This is a genomic window from Kitasatospora aureofaciens (genome assembly GCF_001188955.3).
In the GTDB taxonomy this organism is placed as follows: Bacteria; Actinomycetota; Actinomycetes; order Streptomycetales; family Streptomycetaceae; genus Kitasatospora; species Kitasatospora aureofaciens.
Window position 1 is genome coordinate 74,737 of the sequence record NZ_JPRF03000022.1, and the last position, 21,317, is coordinate 96,053.

General features: G+C 71.8%; 19 protein-coding genes and 1 pseudogene. 12 read left to right on the top strand and 8 right to left on the bottom strand.

Annotated elements, in window-relative coordinates; all coding sequences use genetic code 11:
- Positions 1-64: 64 nt before the first annotated feature.
- Positions 65-1,924, bottom strand: a complete 1,860-nt coding sequence (locus HS99_RS48140; RefSeq protein WP_030551388.1) for an ABC transporter ATP-binding protein — start codon at positions 1,922-1,924, stop codon at positions 65-67.
- Positions 1,921-3,756 (bottom strand): ABC transporter ATP-binding protein, encoded by a 1,836-nt coding sequence (locus HS99_RS48145; RefSeq protein ID WP_030551390.1) that lies wholly within the window; start codon positions 3,754-3,756, stop codon positions 1,921-1,923. The genes HS99_RS48140 and HS99_RS48145 overlap by 4 nt, the downstream gene beginning before the upstream one ends.
- Before the next feature lie 233 nt (positions 3,757-3,989).
- Between HS99_RS48145 and HS99_RS46695 the strand changes: the two are divergent.
- Positions 3,990-4,142, top strand: a pseudogene (locus HS99_RS46695) (Crp/Fnr family transcriptional regulator); the annotation flags it as partial.
- Here HS99_RS46695 and glgX read toward each other — a convergent pair.
- Positions 4,141-6,315 (bottom strand): glycogen debranching protein GlgX, encoded by a 2,175-nt coding sequence (glgX, locus tag HS99_RS15765; protein ID WP_046386490.1) that lies wholly within the window; start codon positions 6,313-6,315, stop codon positions 4,141-4,143. The pseudogene HS99_RS46695 and the gene glgX sit on opposite strands and share 2 nt — an antisense overlap.
- 550 nt (positions 6,316-6,865) lie before the next feature.
- Here glgX and HS99_RS15770 point away from each other — a divergent pair.
- The 4 genes from HS99_RS15770 (at position 6,866) to HS99_RS15785 (ending at position 11,390) form a co-directional block, all read left to right on the top strand.
- The gene (locus HS99_RS15770; RefSeq protein ID WP_232543120.1) at positions 6,866-7,864 is read left to right on the top strand and encodes a L,D-transpeptidase; all 999 of its coding nucleotides are present in this window, start codon (positions 6,866-6,868) and stop codon (positions 7,862-7,864) included.
- A 200-nt stretch (positions 7,865-8,064) separates the two neighbouring features.
- Positions 8,065-9,306: a L,D-transpeptidase gene (locus tag HS99_RS15775; RefSeq protein ID WP_223885975.1), complete on the top strand. Its 1,242-nt coding sequence runs from the start codon at positions 8,065-8,067 to the stop codon at positions 9,304-9,306.
- A gap of 162 nt (positions 9,307-9,468) precedes the next feature.
- On the top strand, positions 9,469-10,683 hold the full coding sequence (locus HS99_RS15780) for a L,D-transpeptidase (protein ID WP_232543121.1): 1,215 nt from the start codon (positions 9,469-9,471) through the stop codon (positions 10,681-10,683).
- A 161-nt stretch (positions 10,684-10,844) separates the two neighbouring features.
- The gene (locus HS99_RS15785; protein WP_232790754.1) at positions 10,845-11,390 is read left to right on the top strand and encodes an ATP-binding protein; all 546 of its coding nucleotides are present in this window, start codon (positions 10,845-10,847) and stop codon (positions 11,388-11,390) included.
- A 286-nt stretch (positions 11,391-11,676) separates the two neighbouring features.
- Here the strand turns inward: HS99_RS15785 and HS99_RS44100 are convergent, their stop codons facing one another.
- The 3 genes from HS99_RS44100 to HS99_RS15800 form a co-directional block, all read right to left on the bottom strand.
- Positions 11,677-12,510, bottom strand: a complete 834-nt coding sequence (locus HS99_RS44100) for a MarR family transcriptional regulator (protein WP_141763736.1) — start codon at positions 12,508-12,510, stop codon at positions 11,677-11,679.
- A 209-nt stretch (positions 12,511-12,719) separates the two neighbouring features.
- Complete coding sequence (locus HS99_RS15795; protein ID WP_030553744.1) at positions 12,720-12,920, bottom strand: DUF397 domain-containing protein; 201 nt, start codon at positions 12,918-12,920, stop codon at positions 12,720-12,722.
- Positions 12,917-13,723 carry a helix-turn-helix domain-containing protein gene (locus tag HS99_RS15800; RefSeq protein ID WP_305953114.1) on the bottom strand — a complete coding sequence of 269 codons (807 nt, stop codon included), beginning with the start codon at positions 13,721-13,723 and terminating at the stop codon, positions 12,917-12,919. The genes HS99_RS15795 and HS99_RS15800 overlap by 4 nt, the downstream gene beginning before the upstream one ends.
- A gap of 163 nt (positions 13,724-13,886) precedes the next feature.
- Here HS99_RS15800 and HS99_RS15805 point away from each other — a divergent pair, with 163 nt between their 5' ends.
- The 3 genes from HS99_RS15805 to HS99_RS15815 all read left to right on the top strand — a co-directional run bounded on the left by HS99_RS15805 (position 13,887) and on the right by HS99_RS15815 (position 15,951).
- Positions 13,887-14,336 carry an ATP-binding protein gene (locus HS99_RS15805; RefSeq protein WP_043388647.1) on the top strand — a complete coding sequence of 150 codons (450 nt, stop codon included), beginning with the start codon at positions 13,887-13,889 and terminating at the stop codon, positions 14,334-14,336.
- Between the two features lie 227 nt (positions 14,337-14,563).
- Complete coding sequence (locus tag HS99_RS15810) at positions 14,564-14,788, top strand: PIN domain-containing protein (RefSeq protein ID WP_223885971.1); 225 nt, start codon at positions 14,564-14,566, stop codon at positions 14,786-14,788.
- 236 nt (positions 14,789-15,024) lie between these two features.
- Positions 15,025-15,951, top strand: a complete 927-nt coding sequence (locus HS99_RS15815) for a DMT family transporter (RefSeq protein ID WP_046385508.1) — start codon at positions 15,025-15,027, stop codon at positions 15,949-15,951.
- A gap of 252 nt (positions 15,952-16,203) precedes the next feature.
- On the opposite strand, the gene HS99_RS15820 is transcribed toward HS99_RS15815, so the two are convergent.
- Positions 16,204-17,277, bottom strand: coding sequence for an SUKH-4 family immunity protein (locus tag HS99_RS15820; protein WP_030553739.1), 1,074 nt, complete (start codon positions 17,275-17,277; stop codon positions 16,204-16,206).
- 155 nt (positions 17,278-17,432) lie between these two features.
- Here HS99_RS15820 and HS99_RS15825 point away from each other — a divergent pair, with 155 nt between their 5' ends.
- Positions 17,433-17,648, top strand: a complete 216-nt coding sequence (locus tag HS99_RS15825; protein ID WP_030553737.1) for a hypothetical protein — start codon at positions 17,433-17,435, stop codon at positions 17,646-17,648.
- A gap of 90 nt (positions 17,649-17,738) precedes the next feature.
- Positions 17,739-18,197, top strand: a complete 459-nt coding sequence (locus HS99_RS15830; RefSeq protein ID WP_037830396.1) for a nuclear transport factor 2 family protein — start codon at positions 17,739-17,741, stop codon at positions 18,195-18,197.
- Between the two features lie 5 nt (positions 18,198-18,202).
- Here the strand turns inward: HS99_RS15830 and HS99_RS15835 are convergent, their stop codons facing one another.
- On the bottom strand, positions 18,203-18,964 hold the full coding sequence (locus HS99_RS15835) for a TetR/AcrR family transcriptional regulator (RefSeq protein WP_030287052.1): 762 nt from the start codon (positions 18,962-18,964) through the stop codon (positions 18,203-18,205).
- A 142-nt stretch (positions 18,965-19,106) separates the two neighbouring features.
- Here HS99_RS15835 and HS99_RS15840 point away from each other — a divergent pair, with 142 nt between their 5' ends.
- Entirely contained in the window at positions 19,107-19,700 is a 594-nt protein-coding gene (locus HS99_RS15840) for an NADPH-dependent FMN reductase (protein ID WP_030553735.1), read from the top strand.
- Between the two features lie 22 nt (positions 19,701-19,722).
- Complete coding sequence (locus HS99_RS15845; protein WP_030553733.1) at positions 19,723-21,267, top strand: MDR family MFS transporter; 1,545 nt, start codon at positions 19,723-19,725, stop codon at positions 21,265-21,267.
- Positions 21,268-21,317 lie beyond the last annotated feature (50 nt).

The window sequence follows — 21,317 nt, forward strand, 5'->3', positions numbered from 1 at the left end:
TGACGGCGCACCCGGACGGGCACAACTGTGGGGCTTCCTGGACGGGCACCACTGAGGGGTTGTTCTACACCAGGCTGTCCCGCCAGGCGCGATGCAGGGTGGCGAAACGCCCGGAGCCGTCGATCAGCCGCTGCGGCGAGCCGTCCTCGACGATCCGGCCCCGATCCATCACCAGGACCCGGTCGGCGATCTCCACGGTGGAGAGCCGGTGCGCGATGATCACCGCCGTGCGGCCGGCCAGCACCGTGCGCATCGCCCGCTGCACGGCCTGCTCGCCGGGGACGTCCAGGGAACTGGTCGCCTCGTCCAGGATCAGCACGGCCGGGTCGGCCAGCAGGGCGCGGGCGAAGGCGACCAGCTGGCGCTGCCCGGCGGAGATCCGGCCGCCGCGCTTGCGCACGTCGGTGTCGAAGCCGTCCGGGAGCGCCGCGACGAACTCGTACGCGCCGATGTCGCGGGCGGCCTGCTCGATCTCGGCGCGGGTGGCGCCGGGGCGGCCGATCGCGATGTTCTCGGCGACGGTGCCGGAGAACAGGAAGGACTCCTGGGTCACCATCACCACCGCGCGCCGCAGCTCCGGGGTGGTGAGGTCGCGCAGGTCGACGCCGTCCAGCCGGATCCGGCCGTCGGTCGGGTCGTAGAAGCGGGCCAGCAGCTTGGCGAGCGTCGACTTGCCCGCGCCGGTCGCCCCGACCACCGCGACGGTCTGACCGGCCGGGATCAGCAGGTCGAAGGGCGGCAGCACCTCCTTGCCGGTGCGGTAGGCGAAGCGGGTCCGTTCGAAGGACACCTCCCGGCCCTTGAGGGTGACTCGCCCGCTCGCCTCCGCTCGGGGCGGTGGGGGCAGTTCCCTCGGCTCGGCCGGCTCGGCGACGGTCGGCTCGTGGGCGAGCAGCCCGGCGATCTTCTCCAGCGCCGCGGCGGCGGCCTGGTAGCTGTTCAGGAACATCGCCAGCTGGTCGATCGGGTCGAACAGGCGGCGCAGGTAGAGCACGAAGGCGGTCAGGACGCCCAGCTCCAGGGAGTCCTCGGTGACCAGGTAGGCGCCCAGCAGCAGGATGCCGGTGGTCCAGACGTTGGCGGTGGCGCGGGAGAGGCCGACGTACCGGGCGAGTTCCAGGAAGCCCTCCGCGTTGGCCCCGGAGGAGCGGAGGTTGACCACGGCGAAGGCGGCGTCGTTGGCCTTCTCGCGGCGGAAGGCCTGCACCGGGCGGATGCCGTTCATCGTCTCGGTGAAGCGCACGATCATCGAGGCGGCGGCCGTCCGCGAACGGCGGTAGACCCGGCGGGAGCGGGTCCGGAAGGAGTGGGCGACCAGCGCCAGCGGCAGGAAGCACACCAGCGAGGCCAGGCCCAGCCGCCAGTCCAGCACCACCAGCAGCACCGAGATGTAGCAGACCGACAGGAAGACGGTCAGCAGCTCCTGCAGGCCCTCGGAGAGCAGCTCGCGCAGCGCGTCGATGTCACTGGTGGCCCGGGAGATGATCCGGCCCGAGGTGTAGCGCTCGTGGAAGTCCAGGCTGAGCCGCTGGGCGTGCCGGAAGATCCGGCCGCGCAGCTCCAGCAGGACGTCCTGGTTCACCCGCGCGCTGATCTTGATGAACGCCCACTGCAGCAGCGGGCTGAGCAGCGCGCAGAACAGGTACCCGGCGACCACCGCGACCAGCGGGCCGGAGTCGTGCGCGCGCAGCGCCGGGATGCCGCGGTCCATCGCCACCGCGACCAGCAGCGGACCGGACTGCAGGGCGGCCTGCTGGACCAGGATCACCACCATCGCGACGGCGATCCGGGCCCGGTGCGGGCCGAGCAGCGAGCGCAGCAGCGCCCGGGGCGCGCCGGGCGGGACGGGGATGTCCTCGTCGTCGGCCGGTGGCGGGGGCAGCTCCTCCTCGACGGACTCGGCGGGCTCGGCGGTGGTGGTCATCGGACGACCCCCTCCTCGGGGACGAGGGGACCCTCGGGCACGAGGGCGGCCTCGCCCGACATCAGTTCGCGGTAGTGCGGGCAGTCCCGCAGCAGCTCCTGGTGGGTGCCGACGGCCTCGATCCGGCCGTCCGCGAGCACCGCGACCCGGTCGGCGAGCAGCACGGTGCTGGGGCGGTGGGCGACCACCAGGGCGGTGGTGGAGCCGAGCACCTCGCGCAGCGCCCGCTCCACCAGCGCCTCGGTGTGCACGTCCAGGGCGGAGAGCGGGTCGTCCAGCACCAGGAAGGGCGGGGAGCCGACCACCGCCCGGGCCAGGGCGAGGCGCTGGCGCTGGCCGCCGGACAGGCTCAGTCCCTGCTCGCCGACCTGGGTCTCCACCCCGGCCGGGAGCTTCTCGACGAAGCCGGCCTGGGCGGTGGCCAGGGCGGAGGCCAGCTGTCGGTCGTCCGCGCCGGGTGCGCCCATCAGCACGTTCTCCCGGACGGTGGCGGAGAACAGGGTGGGTTCCTCGAAGGCGACGGCGACGAGCTCGCGCAGCCTCTCCCGGGGCAGCTCGGTGATGTCCCGGCCGTCCAGGGTGATCCGGCCGCCGGTGGCCTCGTACAGCCGGGGGAGCAGCGCGGTGAGCGTGGTCTTGCCGCTGCCGGTGGCGCCGACCAGGGCCATCGTCTCGCCGCTGCGCACGTGCAGGTCGATGCCGGCCAGGAGGTCGGGAGTGCCGTCGGGGGCGTCGGGGTAGCGGAAGCGGACGCCGCTGAAGCGGATGCCGTCCGGGGCGCCGAGCGCGTGGGCGCTGCCCGGGTCCTCGGGCTCGGGCTCGTCCATGACCTCGAAGAAGCGGTCGGTGGCGGTGGCGGCCTCGTTGGCGTAGGCGAGCAGCCAGCCGAGCGACTCGACCGGCCAGCGCAGGGCGAGCGCGGTGGAGAGGAAGGCGACCAGGGTGCCGGCGCTCAGCTCGTCGTGGGCGACCAGGTAGGCGCCGACGGCCAGGGCGCAGCCGAGGGCGATCTCCGGCAGGCCGACGATGACCGCCCACAGGTTGGCGAGCTGGTGGGCCTTGCGCAGTTCGGTGCGGCGCAGCCGGTGGGACTGTTCGCGGAAGTGCTCGGCCATGGTCCGGTGCCGGCCGAAGGCCTTGAGGATGCGGATGCCGAGCACGGACTCCTCGACCACGGTGGCGAGGTCGCCGTTCTGGTCCTGGGCGAGCCGGGCGGTGACCGAGTAGTCGGACTCGAAGCGCCGGGTGAGCACCACCAGCGGCACGCAGGGCAGCAGGACGATCAGGGCGAGCCGCCACTCCTGGGTGAACATCAGCACGATGCCGGCCAGGAAGGTCACCGAGTTGACGATCAGGAACACCAGCGGGAAGGCCAGGAAGAGCCGCATGGCGTTCATGTCGGTGGTGGCCCGGGAGAGCATCTGGCCGGAGCCCCAGCGGTCGTGGAAGGAGACCGGCAGCCGCTGGAGCTTGGCGTAGAGGTCGGCGCGCATGGCCGCCTCCAGCCGGCCCAGCGGGCGGGCGAGGACGACCCGGCGGGTGTAGAACAGTGCGGACTCGACCAGCCCGAGGAGCAGCAGCAGGCCGACCGGCGGCCAGAGGGCGGCGAGGTCGTGCCGGGCGAGCGGGCCGTCCACGATCCGGCCGAGCACCACCGGGACGGCGAGGGTGCTCAGCATGGCGAGCGTGGCGGCCGTCGCCGAGACGGCCAGCCGGCCGCGCACCGCCCGGGCGTAGGGCCACAGGCGCAGCAGCGAGCGGACCGTGGAGCGGCGGCGCCCGGTGGGGTCGCCGGTCGACGGGTTCGGCGCGTCTTGTCTGTTCTCGGCCATCGCGGTGAGGGTAGGCAGAGAGGCCGTCACTTCTCATCCGGTTTTTCGCCCCTGTCGCTGCCGCCCGGCGAGAACCGGCCACCCGCTCGGGCGGGGCGGGAGCGGAATGCGGGGCGCGCGTTGCCGTTCGTGCAGGGAGGAGTGAGCCGTGCGCCTCTTGCGAGCGTCCGCCGAACGGCCGATTACATCTCGTGACGGACGCTCATTGATACGCGAGTGACGGGAGTGTGGACATGGCGGTCGACACCGAGCCCACCCCCGGCCCCGGCTCCGCAACCGTGCAGGTACGGGCCCAGCTCAGCCTCAGCACCACCGCCGCGCGGAACCTGGCGACGACGACCAAGTCCAAGCCGCAGGCGCAGGAGATCACCTCCCGCTGGCTGATCACGCCGGTCGGTCGGGCGCGCGCAGCAGTTGCAGCGAGCGTCCGGCCAGCACCACCGCGCCCCGCGGGGACGGCTCGCCCGTGCCCGCGGCCGCCGTGTCCAGCACTGTCTCGTACGCGGCCTCCGGCTCCGCCCACGGCTCGCCGGGCAGGGTGAACACCGTGGGCTCGTGGCCCGCGTTGAGCAGCAGCAGGAAGCTGTCGTCGTCCAACGGCCGCCCCGCGCCGTCCCGTTCGGACATCGCGGTGCCGGACAGCAGCATGCCCAGGCAGGCCGTGGGGCCGAACCAGTCCGCCTCGGTCATCTCCTTGCCGAGCGGGGTGAACCAGGCGAGGTCCGGCTGGCCGCCGGGAGTGACGGCCCGGCCGGAGAAGAACGCCCGCCGGCGCAGCACCGGGTGGGCCCGGCGCAGCCGCACCAGCCCGGCGGTCAGCTCGCACAGCTCCCGCCAGCCGGGCTGCTCCAGCAACGACCAGTCCAGCCAGCTGAGTTCGCCGTCCTGGCAGTAGGCGTTGTTGTTGCCGCCCTGGGTGCGTCCCAGCTCGTCCCCGGCGGTGATCATCGGGACGCCCGCGGATAGCAGCAGGGTGGCCATCAGGTTGCGCAGTTGGCGCAGCCGCAACGCGTTGACCTCCGGGTCGGTGGTCTCGCCCTCGACGCCGTGGTTCCACGAGCGGTTGTCGTCGGTGCCGTCCCGGTTGGCCTCGCCGTTGGCCTCGTTGTGCTTGCGGTCGTAGGAGACCAGGTCGCGCAGGGTGAAACCGTCGTGCGCCGTCACGTAGTTGACGGACGCGTACGGGCGGCGGCCGCCGCGCTGGTAGAGGTCGGAGGAGCCGGACAGCCGGTAGCCCAGCTCGCGCACGTCCGGGCGGGCGCCGCGCCAGAAGTCCCGTACGGTGTCGCGGTACCTGTCGTTCCACTCGGCCCACAGCGGGGGGAAGCCGCCGACCTGGTAGCCGCCCGGGCCGATGTCCCAGGGCTCGGCGATCAGCTTCACCCGGCTGAGCAAGGGGTCCTGGGAGACGGCGGCGAGGAAGGGGTGGTCCATGTCGACCCCGTCCGCGGCCCGGGCCAGGGCCGTTGCCAGGTCGAAGCGGAAGCCGTCCACGCCCATCTCGGTCACCCAGTAGCGCAGCGAGTCGGTGATCAGCCGGACCACCTGCGGGCGGCGGGTGTCCAGCGTGTTGCCGCAGCCGGTGTAGTCGGCGTAGCCGCGCGGGCGGTGCGGGGCCAGGCGGTAGTAGGCGGCGTTGTCGATGCCGCGCAGCGACAGCGTCGGGCCGAGCTCGGCGCCCTCGGCGGTGTGGTTGAACACCACGTCGAGGATCACCTCGATCCCGGCGGCGTGCAGGGCGCGGACCATCCGCTTGAACTCGCCGACCTGGCCGCCGCGGGAGCCCGAGGCGGAGTAGCCGGCGTGCGGGGCGAAGTAGCCGACCGTGTTGTAGCCCCAGTAGTTGACCAGGCCGCGGGCCTGGAGGTGGTCCTCGTCGGCGAACTGGTGCACCGGCAGCAGCTCGACGGCGGTCACCCCGAGGCGGGTGAGGTGGGCGATCGCGGCGGGATGGGCCAGGCCGGCGTAGGTGCCGCGCAGGTGGGGCGGGACGTCCGGGTGGCGCATGGTGAAGCCGCGCACGTGGAGCTCGTAGAGCACCGTCTCGGACCAGGGGGTCTTCGGGCGGTGGTCGTCGTACCAGTCGTCGTCGTCGTGGACGACCACGGATCTGGGGACGTGGGGGGCGGAGTCGCGGTTGTCCCGGACGGTGTCGGCGACGTCGGCCTCGGGCCAGTTGCGGACGGCCGAACAGGCCGCGTCGTGGGAGGTGTAACAGCCGTCGACGGCGCGGGCGTACGGGTCGAGCAGCAGCTTCGCGGCGTTCCAGCGGGCGCCCGTCCACGGGTCCCAGCGGCCGTGCACCCGGAAGCCGTAGCGGGTGCCGGGACGGACACCGGGGAGGAAGCCGTGCCAGATCTGGAAGTCCTGCTCGGTGAGGCGGTGGCGGCTCTCCCGGCCGTCCTCGTCGAACAGGCACAGGTCGACGGCCTCGGCGCCGGCCGCCCAGAGGGCGAAGTTGGTGCCGGGGCCGGCGAGGTGGTCCGTCCGGAAGCGGGCGCCGAGCGGTTGCCAGCTGCCTGGCCGTACCCCGGCTTCCGGCTCTTGCCCTGACGCCATGGTCGTAGCCTCCCTGGGCGGGGGTGTCGTGGGACTGTTCACCTCTTCTTTCCCGGAATGTGGGGGGAGGAAGCGGCTGAACGGGGGGTGGGGGGGGTGGTGTCGGGGGGTGGGGGCTCTCGGCAGGGTGGGTGCCGCCCTTCCCGCAGTGCGTCCCTGTCGCCCTGGTCGGGCGGGAGGGGCGGGGGGCGCTTGGTGGGCGCGCGGGGCGTTGCCCGCGCGCCCGTGGTGGGGGGAGGGGGTGTGGGCGGGTGGGCGTGTCTTCGGTTGGTTCGTGGTCGTTGTCACGGGCGTCGGATGCTCCTGAGGTCGGAGCCGAGTGGTGGGAGGCCCCGGGATGCGACGCCGGGTCGGGGTGTGGGCGCGGCGGGTGGTGGCGGCCTGGTGCGTGCTGGTGGTTGCCGGGTGCGGGGGTGGGGTGTCGGGCGGGTCCGGTGGGGATGTGGCCGGGGTGGGGTCGCGTACGCCGCCTCCGGCGCCGTCGCGGGCGGTGGTGACCGCGGTGCCCGCTGACGGTGCGCAGGATGTGGCGGCGGAGGGAGCGGTGCGGGTGACCGTCGGCCAGGGGCGGCTGGTGTCGGTTCGGCTGGCTGATGCGAAGGGCGTCGAACTGCCCGGGACGATCGGTCCGGACGGGGCCGCCTGGGTGCCGGACGGGCCGTTGCCGCTCGGTACCGCGTTCACGCTGGATGCCGTGGCGGAGGACGACCAGGGGCAGCGGGCGGCTCAGCATTCGGCGTTCTCGACGGTGGCCCGGGCGCACACCTTCGTGGCGTTCTTCACGCCGGAGGACGGCTCGACGGTCGGTGTCGGGATGCCGGTCTCGTTGCGGCTGAGCAGGCCGATCACCGACCGGGCGGCGGTGGAGCGGGCCGTGCGGGTGACGGCGGATCCGCCGGTGCCGGTGGCCGCGCACTGGTTCGGCAACCAGCGGTTGGACTTCCGTCCGCGGCAGTACTGGGCGGCCGGGACCAGGGTGACGGTGGCGCTGCGGCTCAAGGACGTGCAGGGGGCGCCGGGGGAGTTCGGTACGCAGAGCCGGGACCTGCACTTCACCGTCGGCCGGGCGCAGGTCTCCACGGTCGATCTGGACGCCCACACGCTGACGGTCCGGGCCGGGCAGGGCGGGAAGGTGCTCCGGGTGCTCAAGGTGTCCGGGGGGAGCCCCGACCACCCCACCTACCGGGGGGTGATGGTGGTGTCGGAGAAGTACAAGCTGACCCGGATGAACTCGCAGACCGTCGGCATGGGGGACGAGTACGACATCAAGGACGTCCCGCACGCGATGCGGCTGACCGCCTCCGGCACCTTCGTGCACGGCAACTACTGGGCGGACCCGGGGGTGTTCGGCACCGCCAACCTCAGCCACGGCTGCATCGGCCTGGCGGACGTCAAGGGCGGGACGGGCAAGGACACCCCGGCGGCCTGGCTGTTCGAGCACACCATTCCGGGGGACGTGCTCGAGGTGCGGGCCTCGGCCGGGGACTTCGTGCCGCCGTCGAACGGGCTGGGGGACTGGAACCTGCCCTGGGAGCAGTGGGGGCAGTAGGGAGTGTCCGACAATTCCCGCGGGGCGCGAATTGTCGGGCACGTCCTGCGCTCTTCACCCCACCTCCTCCGATGGTTCACCCGGACGGCCCAGTTATCCTGCTCCGGCGCGTCGGGGTCCGGCGTGAAAGTTCGGTACCCCGTGCAACTCATGGGGGCGCCCAGCGCGTCAAGTGAGTGAGTACCGGGAGGGGAGATTCCGTGAAGACGGGGAAGACGGTCGGCGCAGCGATACGGACCACCAGCCGTTACCGGCGCAGGGGTGCGATGGCGCTGGTCATGGGTGGGGTGCTGCTGCTCACCGCGGCGTGCAACGACGACAAGGGCGGCTCGTCCGGCGACAGTGCGGCCTCGGCGCCGGCCGACGCCAACGGGAGCGCTGCCCCGGGGGCGGCGAAGGCCTCGGCGGCCGTGCTCGCGGTCGAGCCGAAGGACGGCGCCCAGGACGTCGCGCCGAACGCGCTGCAGGTGTCCGTCTCCAAGGGCAAGCTGACCACGGTCGAGGTGACCGACAAGAACGGCAAGCCGGTCGAGGGTGCGATCACCGCGGACGGCAGCGGCTGGAAGCCCGCGGCGGCGCTGGCCGTCGGCATGGCGTACAAGGTGAACGCGCAGGCGAAGGACGACGCGGGCCTGGTGGCCGCGTCGACCACCTCGTTCACCACGCTGACGCCGGAGAAGAAGGTCTCCACCAACGACAACATCGCCGACGGCGCCACCTACGGCGTCGGCATGATCGTCTCGGTGGACTTCAACAAGGACGTCAAGAACAAGGACGCCGTCCTCAAGGGCATCACCTTCGAGACCGACAACGGCACGGTGGTCAAGGGCCACTGGTTCGACAGCCGCCGGGTGGACTTCCGCCCGGAGGAGTACTGGAAGCCGGGCACCAAGGTGACCATCAAGTACCGGCTGAAGAGCGTCGAGATCGCGCCGGGGGTCTACGGCGACGTGGACAAGGACGAGCCGTTCACCATCGGCCGGTCGATGATCTCCACCGCGGACGCCAAGACGCACCAGATGACGGTCGAGCGGGACGGCAAGAGCACCACCCTGCCGGTCACCCTGGGCGCGGACGCGACGCCTTCCTGGGGCGGAACGATGGTGATCATGGACAAGGAGAAGGTCACCCGGATGAACTCGCAGACCGTCGGTCTCGGTGGCGAGTACGACATCCAGGACGTGCCGCACGCGATGCGGCTGACCACCTCGGGCACCTTCCTGCACGGCAACTACTGGTCCAACCCCTTCGGCAAGTCCAACGGCAGCCACGGCTGCATCTCGATGCAGGACGTGAAGGGCGGCAGCGACAGCTCGGTCGCCGGCAAGTTCTACAACGACTCGATGGTCGGCGACGTGGTGAAGATCGTGAACACCAAGGAGAAGACCGTCTCGCCCTCCAACGGGCTGGGCGGCTGGAACGTGTCCTGGGCCAACTGGTAGGCCCGTCAGTTCGTCGCCGGGCGGCCCGGACCTCACCCGTTGGGGTCGGGCCCCCCGGTTTTCGGGGCGGGAAGCCCCCCGAATGGCGCAACCTTTCCGGTGGCGCGGCACATCTATGGGGTCGGGTCCGTCGGGGCCGCGGGGAGCAAGGGAGGGATCGACGTGAGGTCGATACGCAGAGTGATGGCCGTCGGTCTGGTCGGCGGGGCGATGGCGTTGACCGCGGCCTGCAGTGGCGGCGGTGGTGGGGGCGGGAGCGCCGCCAAGGCCGATATCGGGGCCGGGGCGGCCGCGTCCGCGGCGGCGCCCGGGAGTTCGGCGCCGAAGGTCTCGACGGCCGCGGTGAGCATCGAGCCGAAGAACGGCGCGGTGGACGTGGCGCCGGGTGCGCTCAAGATCGGGGCGACGGGCGGCAAGCTCACCACCGTCAAGGTGAGCGACAAGTCGGGCAAGGAGGTCCCCGGCACGATCGCCGCGGACGGCTCCAGCTGGACCCCGTCCGCCGGGCTCGCGGTGGGCACCGCCTACCAGGTCAGCGCGATGGCCGCGGACGCCAACGGCGCGGTCGCCACGGCGGACAGCAGCTTCACCACGCTGACCCCGGCGGCGCTGGCCAAGGCCTCCGACAACGTGGATGACAACGCGACGTACGGCGTCGGCATGATCGTCTCGGTGGAGTTCAGCAAGGACGTCGCCAACAAGGACGCGGTCGCGAAGGGCATCACCTTCGAGACCGACAACGGCACCGCGGTCAAGGGCCACTGGTTCGACGACCGGCGGCTGGACTTCCGGCCGGAGGAGTACTGGAAGCCGGGCACCAAGGTGACGGTGCAATACCGCCTCAAGAGCGTGGAGATCGCCCCCGGGGTGTACGGCACCGACCGGGACGAGCCCTTCACGATCGGGCGATCCAAGGTTTCGACGGTTGACGCCGCCGCGCACAGGATGACGGTGGCCGAGAACGGGGCGTCGAGCGACATCGACATCACCTCCGGTTCGGACGAACACCCCACCTGGAACGGCACGATGGTGGTCATGTCGAAGGAGGGCACGGTGCGGATGCAGTCCAGCACGCTGCCCGGCATGACCGGTTCGCCGTACGACCTCCAGGTCCCGCACTCGATGCGGCTGACCACCACCGGCACGTACGTGCACGGGAACTACTGGAGCGGTGGCGCCTTCGGCGAGGACAACGTCAGCCACGGCTGCGTGGGCCTGCGCGACGTCAAGGGCGGCGGTGACTCCACCACGATGGGCAAGTTCTACGCGGACTCGCTGGTCGGGGACGTGGTCATCGTGAAGAACTCGGTCAAGAAGGAGACGCTCGACCCGGCGAACGGGCTGAGCGGCTGGAACGTGCCGTGGAGCAAGTGGTGATCGCCGGGTAGACGCGGTTCGACGTCAACCCGGGCTTGACTTCGGTCGGCCCGGGTCGACTCTTTTCCGGCGCAGGGTTGCTCCGGGCATATGCCGACTCGGGGGAGATCGTTTGTTCATTGTCCGTACGCGGCTGCTTGCGTTCCGCAATGATGGACCGCATGGCGGGTTGGGGCGAAACAGATCAGTCATCGGTTCCCGCGGCCGGCGCGGTCGCGGAGGCGTCGTGGATCGACGTCCAGGGTGCGCTCTCGGCACTGGAGCGGCTCAGCTCGGAGGAGCTGCAGGAGATGTACTCCGGCAGACTGTGCGACCCGTCCGCGCCGAACGAGGTCCGGCTGCCGTCCCGTCCGGAGTCGGGCCCGGTGGCCCGCCGGCTGGTGTTGAACGTCCTGGAGTCCTGGGACCTCCACCAGCACCTGGAGGCCGGGGAGTTGTTGACCAGTGAGCTGGTGTCCAACGCGGTGCGGCACGCCGCGGGGCGCACCATCGGCCTGGAGGTCAGCCGAAAGCCCGGTTGGCTGCGGATCGAGGTCCGCGACTCCTCCCGGGCGCTGCCCTGCATGATCCTCGCCGAGGCCAAGCCGGTGAACGAGCGCGGCCGCGGGCTGAGGATCGTCGACGACCTCGCCGACCGCTGGGGCGCCGACCTGCTGCCGCGCGGCAAGGGCGTCTGGTTCGAGCTGAAGATCCGCGAGCGGCACTGAGGGGACTGTTCCGGCTCCGGATACGCGCAGGGCCCCCGGGCTCGCCGTGGTCGGCGGTGGGGGCCCCTGCAAGTCATCGCGCCGGCCAAGGGGGTGCGTGCCGCGCGATGGGCGTCGGCAGTGCCAGGTCGGGCCCGCCGAAGTTCGACGAGTCGACTATCGCACGGATCTCAGCATGCGGGCAAACCGGGCGTCTTGGATTGAAAGGTTTGTCATCTACTTCACCTTTGGATTTTGCATAGGTTAACGCCCTGGCCTGTGATTATTCATGATCCCGATGAGCTGATCATTGCCTGACGGGCCCGGGCGGCATGTTCGCGAACAGCGGCGGGGGAGAGATGCCGACGGGGTGGTGGGGCCTTCGGGGTGCCACGGCAGGCGCGGCAGAGGCCGCCGAGGAGGGCGTGCGGGCGGCAGGGTGTGCGGCAGTCGGTGCACTCGATGACGCGGGTGGCGGGAGACTCCGGGCGGGGCCGTTCGGGGGGCATCTTGTCGAGCAGACGGCGGCGGGTGAAGGCCGCCGGGCTGTGGACGCCGTCCGGCGGGAGGCCTGCGGTGAGAGCGGCGGTGAAGAGGGCGGGGGTGGCGCCCCGGGCCAGCCATTCGGCGGCGAGCGGTTCGAGGGCCGCGCAGTCGGCGGCGGAGAGGGCGAGGCGGGCGTCGGCAAGGCCGAGACCGGCGAGCGCCGCGTACGCGGCGAGGTGGGAGAGGTGCGGTTGAGCGTTCGCTCCTTGGGGGGATCGGGTGCTCCGGACGTTGACGCCTCGCCTGCCTCGGACGCCTCGCCAGTGGTGAGGAACTGCGTCCACCACGCGTCGGAGCGGGGCGTGCGGGAGAAGTAGGTGCGGAACACCCAGCGGCAGTCCTTGGAGCTGATGCGCTCGCGGACCCGGCGCAGGTGACCTGCGGTGGAGAGGTTGTTGAGCACCGTGCGGCAGGCCATCTGCCCGTAGTGGGACTGGAGGACGGCGAGGGTCTTGACGTCCATGGCGGCGCCGTCGGGGAGGTGGTCGATGAGCGAGGCGATGTAGGCCTCGCGCGCCGGGAGGTGGGAGAAGTCGGCAGCGGAGCGGGGGAGTTGCTCCGGGGCGGACTGCTTGCCGTACCCGGGGGTGGCCATGGCGGTAGAGTCGTGGGTAGCCACAGGATCGAGTCTCTTTCGATCGTGCCGGTCAGACCCCCGTTCGGTGTTGGCGCACCGGCGGGGGTTGTTTCGTTGCTGCGCACGCTACACGGCGGAACCGGCTGTGGAGAACTCGTGACGATAAGTCATATCTGCTGCGTGCGGGTGTGGTTGGTAGGTGGTTACCCACCCGTTCGACTAAAGGGTCACTCGACTCGCGCTGCTTGAGCTTCGGACGCGAAGGAGACGAAGGCGGACCAGGCCTCGGGGGAGAAGGCGAGGGTCGGGCCGGCCTTGTCCTTGGAGTCGCGGACGTGGACGGCGGAGGGGCAGGAGGCGACTTCGATGCAGTTGCCGCCTTCAGTCCCGCTGTAGCTGGACTTCACCCAGGTCAGGTTGGTGCTCATAGCTCCTCCGCCAACTTGCTGATGAAACGAGCCGACTCCTCGGGGCTGAGGGCCTGCCGGAGGATCATTGCATGGCGCTGCCACAGCAGATTTACCTTCTCCGGTTCGGCGTACAGGAAGCCCATGGACTGGCCCTCCTCGTAGGCAAAGCGCTCGTGATCGGCCGTTTCCAGCAGGACGAATGCGCCATTGACTCCCGGGTGAACACACCTGGCCGGCACTACCTGGATGTCGATGTGTCGAGGCTTGCTGGCGTCAAGCAGGTGCCTCAACTGCTCCTTGTGTTCCGGAGCGGTGCCGAACCGGCGCAGGAGGGCGAACTCATCGATGAGAAAGCTGAATGACTTGGTCTGCTTGCCCAGGATCGCCTGCCGAGCCAATCGGGCTGAAACCCGCTCTTCCACGGTGTCGTCGTCCAGCGGCGGCCAGTGTGCGTTCAACAGAGACCGGGCGATAGCTTCGGTCTGAAGCAGGCCTGGGATGAGTTGGCTTTCGTATGAGCTCAAGACAATCGCCTCGGGCTCGTACTTCATGAAGTCCTGGGAGAAGGAGGGGAACTTCTCGGGCTTCAGAAACTCTGCCGCGCCCACCAACATCCCCTTCGCGTCGCACAGCTCATCCGCCACCTGCAGCAGCTTGAGCGAGGGCTTCCGCCTCCCCGCCTCCATCGACCGCACGCTCTCGATGTCGTAGCACGCCGCCTGGCTCAGCTGCTCCCGCGTCACGCCCGCCTTTTCACGCCACCGCTTGAGCTGATCGCCGCAGTACTTCCACGACATCGGGTTTTCCTTCGGCGTGCTCACGGTCCCGCGCCCCTCCCTGCCCTGGTCACAGGGCGGTTCAAGCTCTCGCCGTACCACCGGCGTTACTCCCGAGGCTATGCCCGCCTGCCGACCCTTGAAGGGTGAAATGGCCGAACTCAGCCCTCCCGAGTGACGCCCTCCGTACACCTCCTCAAGGAATCCGATGCTCACTCAGCCCCTCGATGCCGTCGAGTGGATGTTCCCCCGCCTGCCCCGCAGTGCCGGCCGTGCCCGGATCCGCTTCCTCCGACTGGCCTTCGAGTGGGAGGTGCCCGTCGACTCCGCCGAGACCGCGCTGATCCTGCTCAGCGAACTGGTCACCAACGCCTGCCGCCACGCCCGCTCGCCGCGTGACCGGATGATCGGAGTCCGGGTTCTCCTCCCCACCGCCTCCCTGCTCCGCATCGAGGTCTCCGACGCGAACCCCGAGTTGCCGACCCTCCGCCACGCCGCCCCCGACGACGAGTCCGGCCGGGGCCTGGAACTCGTCGCCGCCCTCGCCTCCTCCTGGGGCGCCCACCCGCGCGGCGAGGGCTACATCGGCAAAACCGTCTGGTTCGAGCTCGCGCTCCCCTCGCCGGCCTGCTCGGCCTCAGATCATCTGATTCCATGAGGCGGATGACTGCAACAGAGGCTTCCAGAAGCTTCGCCGCCGTGCTGGACTCGGCAGAACACGGCGGGACGATCTCGACACGGGTGTCCTGATCCAGGCAGAGCGCACCGGCGCCCCTGCGTTGTTCGGTCCCGCGATGACGTGGCCATCGCGGCAATCACCGCAGCCGAACTGCACCTGGGAGTGAGCTCCCCGACGATGTTCGTCATCTTCGCCGTCAGAGCTTCGTGGATGCGATTCTCGCGGTCGTCCCGGTGGAGGACTACACGCCCGACACGGCCCGTATTCACGCCAGGCTGATGGCGCACGTGCGGAGACAGGGCAAGCCGCGCGGGGCTCACGACCTGATCATCGCGGCCACAGCCTTGACCACCGCCCGCACGGTGGTCACCACCGACGCCTCCGCCGGATTCGCAGGCCTGCCCGGCGTTCCGGCGATCACCCCGGCTTGAAGTGTGCCTGCGCAGGAAGTCGGGCCCGTCGACTTCCCGCGCAGGCCGGGTACCATCGGGCCCGTGAACTCGTACTGGCACGTCGTGCTGCCACCGCTCAGCGCCTGACCGGGCGCACGCAGTCGGTGGCTTGATCCCGTCGCCCCCGCCCAGGGGGTTCTGTGGCGTGCGCCCGCTTCGAAACCAGTTCCTCTGATGGTCTTCGACGACGGAAGTTCACGACTGTGCCGAATCGTTTGTCCGCGCCTGAGCGCGCTCGTCTGACCCCCGCTCCTCGCCGTACCCGCCCGATCGACGGGCCGCTGCCGATCCTGGTCTCCGCGCTGTTGTGGGGCACCACCGGAACGGCCGCCTCGTTCGCGCCCGCAGGCGCTCCGGCGGCCGGGATCGGGGCCGCCGCGCTGGTGCTCGGTGGCTCGCTGCTGTTCCTCACCGACCGCGCCGCGTGGGCGCTGCCCCGGGTGTGCGGGATGGTTGAGCGGTGGCTGCTGGTGGTCGGGGCGGTGGCCGTGGTGGGGTACCCGGTCACCTTCTACCCGGCGGTGACCCGCACCGGGGTCGCGGTGGCGACCGTGATCGCGCTGGGCAGCGCGCCGGTGTTCACCGGACTGCTCGGGTGGCTCGCCCGGCAGGGGCGGCCGAGCGGGCGGTGGGCCGGGGCCACCGCGCTGGCCGTGCTCGGCTGCGGGGTGCTGGTGCTCGGGCCCCAACTCACCGGTGGCGGCTCGACGGTGGATCTGCTCGGGGCGCTGTTGGCGGCGCTCTCCGGGCTCTCGTACGCGGTGTACTCGCTGATCGCCGGGCGGCTGATCGCGGCCGGGCACCCGTCCGGCGGGGTGATGGGCGCGATGTTCGGCGGGGCGGCCGTGCTGGTGCTGTCGGTGCTGCTCGCCGGTCCGACCGGCTGGCTGCTCTCGGTGCGTGGGGCGGGCGTGGTGCTGCACCTCGGGGTGGTCACCACCTTCCTCGCCTACCGGCTCTTCGGCCACGGACTGCGGCACACCCCGGCACAGATCGCCACCACGTTGACCCTTGCCGAACCCGCTGTCGCCGCCGTCCTCGGCGTCGCGGCTCTGGGCGAGCGCCTGCCGACGGTGTCCTGGTGCGGGCTTGCGGTGCTCGCGGGCGGCCTGGGGGTCCTGACCCTCCCCGCCCGGCGGTAGGCGGTTGCTGCCGCACAGGAAGTCGGATGGGCCGACTTCTGGTGCGCGGGCTCGCTGTGCTTGCGGTCGCTCTGGCGGTCCTGATGCTGCTCGGTCTGCTGCTGCACAGGAAGTCGGACGGGCCGACTTTCTGTGCGTGAGGTTGTGCGGTGTGTTCGTGGTGGCCGTGGGGGCCAGCTGCGGGCCTGGTGGTGGGCGTGGTGCCGCACCAGAAGTCGGCCCGTCCGACTTCTGGTGCGGCGGGCGGCCCGCTCAGCCCAGGAGGCCGCCGGTGTACGGGTCTTCGGCGAGGAGGCGCCAGGAGTGGCGAGGGGTCGCCCAGGCCTCCGGGTCCACCCGCTCGACCAGCTCCTCGACGACGGTCCGCAGGAACAACTGGGGGTCGAACACGTGCCAGTCCTCGCCCTCGGCCTCGTCCTCCACGTACTCCCAGCGGTCATGGTCGGCGCGCAGCCGCTCGTACGTCCACAGGGCGTAGAGCAGGGCGGAGACGTCCCGGTGCAGGTACGACGCCGGGGCGTCGGCCCCGTACAGGCCGGGCAGCTCCAGGCGGCCGGTCGCGCCGTCGAGTGCGATCACCAGGTCGTGCGGCCAGTAGGCGAGGGCGAGGCGGCCGGGGTGGGTGGAGTCCAGGGCGGCGAGCGGGTCGTCGGGGTCGACGCCGAACATCTCGCTGCCCAGCGGCAGGCCCGCCTCGACGAGGAGCCGCCGGGTCGGCTCGTGGGTGAGCTCGGCGGGCAGGTCCTCGGCGCGGTAGCGGCGGACGGCGCCGTCCCCGTCCTCGCCGACCAGCCGGGCGAGGTCCTCGACGAGGTCCGGTTCGAAGGCGTAGGCGGGGCCGCCCGGTTCGCCGGGGCGGGCACCCCAGGCCAGCGACGCGACCAGCAGCGCCGTGCACCAGTGCGCCGGCCGGGCGGTACCGGCGAACAGCGGCTCGTCGACCGCCCGCATCCGCTGCTCGGCGGCCGCCACCACGGCGTCCACCACCGCCGCGCCCCGGCGGCCCCCGTGGGCGCCGGGGTCCCCGGCGCCGGTCGCGACCGCCTCGACCTCCCGGACCAGGGCCACCAGCGCGGGCAGCGAGGTGGCCAGCAGGTCGCCCTCGGACCCGTCGCCGAGCCGCAGCTCGCCGGTCACCCCGTCCAGGGCGACCGGGTCGCCGTACACCGCCTCTCCGATGACGAACCAGCGCCCGCCTCCACCAGGCGCAGCGACGGGAGCGCGGAACTCCAGGAACGCGCCGTCCCCGGGCAGCCCCTCCGTCAACAGGTGCTCGCGACTGGGCTCGTGCGTCAGCCCCTCCGGCAGGTCCATCACGTCCGGCATCCCCGTTCCCCGTCCCGCTCTTCAGCTCCGCGATCGATCGGTCGAGAGCGTACGAGAGGCCCCCGACAGCGACTCCTGCGGGGGTTCGAAGTTCCACGCACAGGAAGTCGGACCGGCCGACTTCCTATGCAGCGGCGGCTGGTTGACTGGGCGCCGTGGACGAACCGGAGATCTCCCGGTTTCCGCTGTTCCAGTCCGCAGCCGAGGCGCTGCGCCCACTGGCCCGGCTCACCCTGGACCTGGACGAAGTGGCCCGGCGGCTCGGCCTCGCGCCGGAGGACTCCGTCCGTGGGACGGCGGTACGACTGCTGGAAGGGCACCGGCGCTGGGTGGGATACCTCTCCGTGGGGGACTCGCCGCTCAGTGGGTAGGGTGCGGTTGATCGAGCGATCAGCGGGGCCAAGTGGACTGCCGCGCAGGGGTCCTGGTCTTCCCGTCCGTTGACGAAGGGGTCTGCAGTCATGTCGGAATCCGCTACGCCCGGCCCGCTTGAGCTGCTCGCCCGCTACCGGCGGGCGATGCTCGACCTGGATGCGGATGCGCTGGCCGAGCTGTACGCCGAGGACGGGGTGCACGAGTTCCCGTTCCTGTTCCCGGGGATGCCCGAGCGCTACCGGGGGCGCGAGGAGGTGCGGGCCGGGTACCGGGCGGCCTGGGGTGCGAGTGAGGCCCGGCCGCGGGAGATCCGGCAGGTCGCGGTCCACCCGGGCGCCGATCCGGAGGTGCTCACCGTGGAGCAGCTGGTGGTCGGGACGGTGGCCTCCACGGGCAAGGAGTTCGCCCTCCCCGGACTGCTGGTGATGCGGGCCCGGGGAGGGCAACTGGTGCACGTCCGCGACTACATGGACGGGCTCGGCGTGGCGCGTGCCATGGGGCGGCTGTCGGCCGTCGCTGCCCGCCTGGAGGCGGCGGGGTCGTAGCGGGCTCAGATGCCGAAGTGGGCGGCGATGCCGTCGAGGACGCAGTCGAGGCCGGTGGTGAAGTGCCAGTCGGGGTCGTCCTTGCGGGTGGCCTGCTGCAGGTACTGCTGGTAGGAGGGGTAGCGGCCGGTGCCCATCAGGTAGGTCATCCGGGGGGCCAGGCCGGCCCGGGTCTCGTCGCCGTCGGACCAGCCGCGGGCGCGGCGCAGGTCCTCAAGGGCGACCTCGGAGGCGGACGAGCCGTGGACGTAGACGGCGACGGTGCGGAAGACCGCCATGGTGGTGTCGGCGTCCAGGCCGCGTTCGGCGAGGGCGGCGAACGCCCGTTCCGGGACCGCGAGTTGGTTGGGGCTGAGGGAGAACGGGGTGGCCGCCCGGGCGATCCAGGGGTGGGCCAGGTTCATGGCGCGCAGGTGGACGGCGAGGGAGTGCATGGCTTCGCGCCAGCCGTCGGCGGGGGTGTCCAGGGGGAGCTGCCCGTACACGAAGTCGACCATCAGCTCGATGAGTTCGTCCTTGCCGGAGACGTACCGGTAGGCGGCCATCGGGGCCACGCCGAGGGCGGTGGCGAGGCGGCGCATGGTGACGGCGTCCAGGCCCTCGGTGTCGGCGATGGCGACCGCGGCCTCGGCGATCCGGTGCGGGGTCAGGGTGGTGCGCGGCGCGGGGGAGGGGCGGTCGAGCCGCTCCCAGAGTGAGGGCTGCGGCTTGTCGCGGTCGTCGGCTGCGGCGTCGCTGTCCCCGGTGGGGGCCTGCTGAGCGGGCATGGGGGCGGGCTCCTTCCGGCTGGAGGTGTCCACCGTACCACTCGCGTGTACGGCGTATCTCGAGAGTGGACGCCGTACATATTCGTGTGTACGTTGTATCGAGCCGATACGGCGTACACATCGTCCCGGAGGGGGAACAATCATGTCCATCGATCAGGACCTGAAGATCGCGGTCATCCTCGGCAGCACCCGCACCGGCCGCTTCGGCCCGGTCGTCGCCGACTGGCTGCTCGGCCACCTGGGCGCCCGCGAGGACATGACCGCCGACCTGGTCGACCTGGCCGCCACCCCGCTGCCCACCGTCTTTCCGCCCTTCGGCGGCGAACTGCCGCCCGGCGAGGCGGAGTTGCTGGCGGCCGTGTCGCCCAGGCTGGCGGCCGCCGACGCCTTCGTGTTCGTCACGCCCGAGTACAACCACAGCTTCCCGGCCCCGCTGAAGAACGCCATCGACTGGCACAACCAGCAGTGGCACGGCAAGCCGATCGGTTTCGTCTCCTACGGCGGGCTCTCCGGCGGCCTCCGGGCGGTGGAGCAACTGCGCGTGGTGATGGCCGAGTTGAACAGTGTGACGATCCGCAACACGGTCAGCTTCCACGGCGCCGCGCAGGCCTTCGACGCCGACGGCAAGCCGCGCGACCCGGCCGCCGACGCCGCCGCCAAGACCCTGCTCGACCAGCTGGCCTGGTGGGCCCACGCGTTGCGGGATGCCCGGCGGACCCGCCCGTTCGCCGTCTGAGCCCCGGAAAGGGGGAACGGCCATGACCGCGGAACCGCTCGACGACCGCCCCAAGCCGCCACTGCTCGGCGTGCTCGGGCTGATGCTCGGCATCTTCCTCTCGGCTCTCGACGGCCAGATCATCGGCACCGCGCTGCCGACCGTCGTCGGCGACCTCGGCGGACTGGAACACCTCGCCTGGGCGGTCACCGCCTACCTGCTCACCTCCGCCGCCGCCACCCCGCTGTGGGGCCGGCTCGGCGACCTGTACGGCCGCAAGGGCGCGTACCAGTGGGCGGTCGCGGTGTTCCTGGTCGGCTCGATGCTCTCCGGGCTGTCGCAGGACATGGGCCAGTTGATCGCCTTCCGGGCGCTCCAGGGGATCGGTGCCGGCGGGCTGATGGTCGGCGCGCTCTCGGTGATCGGGGTGCTCGTGCCCGCCTCCGACCGGGGCCGGGTGCAGTCGGTGATCGGCGTGCTGATGCCGATCGCCTTCGTCGGCGGCCCGCTGCTCGGCGGCTTCCTCACCGACCGGCTCAGCTGGCGCTGGGCCTTCTACGTCAACCTGCCAGTCGGTGTGTTCGCCCTGCTCGCGGTCGGCGCCGGGGTGCGGCTGCCGAAGGCCGAGCGGGCCCGTGCCCCCTTCGACCGGGCCGGGGTCGTCCTGCTGGCCACCGGCATCCTCGGGCTCACCCTGGTCAGCAGCTGGGGCGGGACGCTGTACGCCTGGACGTCCCCGCTGATCCTCGGAACGGGGGCGGTCGCGGTCGCCGCGCTGGCCCTGTTCGTCCGGACCGAGCGGCGCGCCTCCGGACCGCTGGTCCCGCCCGCGCTGTTCCGCAACCGCAACTTCACGGTGTCCCAGGTGCTGGGCTTCCTCACCGGCGCGGTCATGCTCGCCCTGATCGGCTACCTGCCGCAGTACCTCCAGCTCGTCCAGGGCGCGTCGCCGACCACCGGCGGGCTGCTCCTGCTGCCGCTGATGCTCGGCATGATGGGCACCCAGCTGGTCACCGCCCGGCTGATGGGCCGGCCCGGCGGCGAGCGGCGCTACCCGCTGCTGGGCGGGGTGCTGGCCCTGGCCGGGTCCGCGCTCCTGCTGCTCCTGGGGACGGACACGCCGCTGGCGTGGGCCTCCGGGCTCACCGCCGTCGCCGGGATCGGCATCGGACTGCTGATGCAGAGCACCATGCTGACCTCGATGGCCGCCGTGCCGCGCCGGGACATGGGTGCCGCGATGGGCGTGGTGACCCTGCTGCGCAGCATCGGCGGCTCGCTCGGGACGGCCGCCCTGGGCGCGGTCTACACGGCACGGCTGACCGCCTCGCTGGGGGCGCGGCTGGGCCCGGCCGAGGCCGGTCGGCTGACCGGCGGTGGCGGGCTCACCCCGGCCTCGCTGGCGGGCCTTCCGCCGGCCGTCCGGGACGCCGTCGGGACGGCGGTCACCAGCGGGCTGCACGGCACGGTGGCCGGGGGCGCAGCCCTGGCGGCGGTGGCGACGGCGGTCGCCTGCCTGGCCCGGCCGGCCTCCGCACCGGAGCCGCGGGAAGCCGCGGCGCCGGCGGAGCGGGCGGCGGTCCCGAACTAGGCCACGGCCTAGCGGGTCGGCCCCCGGGCGCTACGGGGTTGCGTCCGGGG

Coding starts and splice junctions, on each gene's coding strand:
- HS99_RS48140 (WP_030551388.1), bottom strand. CDS start 1,924: ATGACCACCACCGCCGAGCCCGCCGAGTCCGTCGAGGAGGAGCTGCCC.
- HS99_RS48145 (WP_030551390.1), bottom strand. CDS start 3,756: ATGGCCGAGAACAGACAAGACGCGCCGAACCCGTCGACCGGCGACCCC.
- glgX (WP_046386490.1), bottom strand. CDS start 6,315: ATGGCGTCAGGGCAAGAGCCGGAAGCCGGGGTACGGCCAGGCAGCTGG.
- HS99_RS15785 (WP_232790754.1), top strand. CDS start 10,845: ATGGCGGGTTGGGGCGAAACAGATCAGTCATCGGTTCCCGCGGCCGGC.
- HS99_RS44100 (WP_141763736.1), bottom strand. CDS start 12,510: ATGGCCACCCCCGGGTACGGCAAGCAGTCCGCCCCGGAGCAACTCCCC.
- HS99_RS15795 (WP_030553744.1), bottom strand. CDS start 12,920: ATGAGCACCAACCTGACCTGGGTGAAGTCCAGCTACAGCGGGACTGAA.
- HS99_RS15805 (WP_043388647.1), top strand. CDS start 13,887: ATGCTCACTCAGCCCCTCGATGCCGTCGAGTGGATGTTCCCCCGCCTG.
- HS99_RS15820 (WP_030553739.1), bottom strand. CDS start 17,277: ATGCCGGACGTGATGGACCTGCCGGAGGGGCTGACGCACGAGCCCAGT.
- HS99_RS15830 (WP_037830396.1), top strand. CDS start 17,739: ATGTCGGAATCCGCTACGCCCGGCCCGCTTGAGCTGCTCGCCCGCTAC.
- HS99_RS15835 (WP_030287052.1), bottom strand. CDS start 18,964: ATGCCCGCTCAGCAGGCCCCCACCGGGGACAGCGACGCCGCAGCCGAC.
- HS99_RS15840 (WP_030553735.1), top strand. CDS start 19,107: ATGTCCATCGATCAGGACCTGAAGATCGCGGTCATCCTCGGCAGCACC.
- HS99_RS15845 (WP_030553733.1), top strand. CDS start 19,723: ATGACCGCGGAACCGCTCGACGACCGCCCCAAGCCGCCACTGCTCGGC.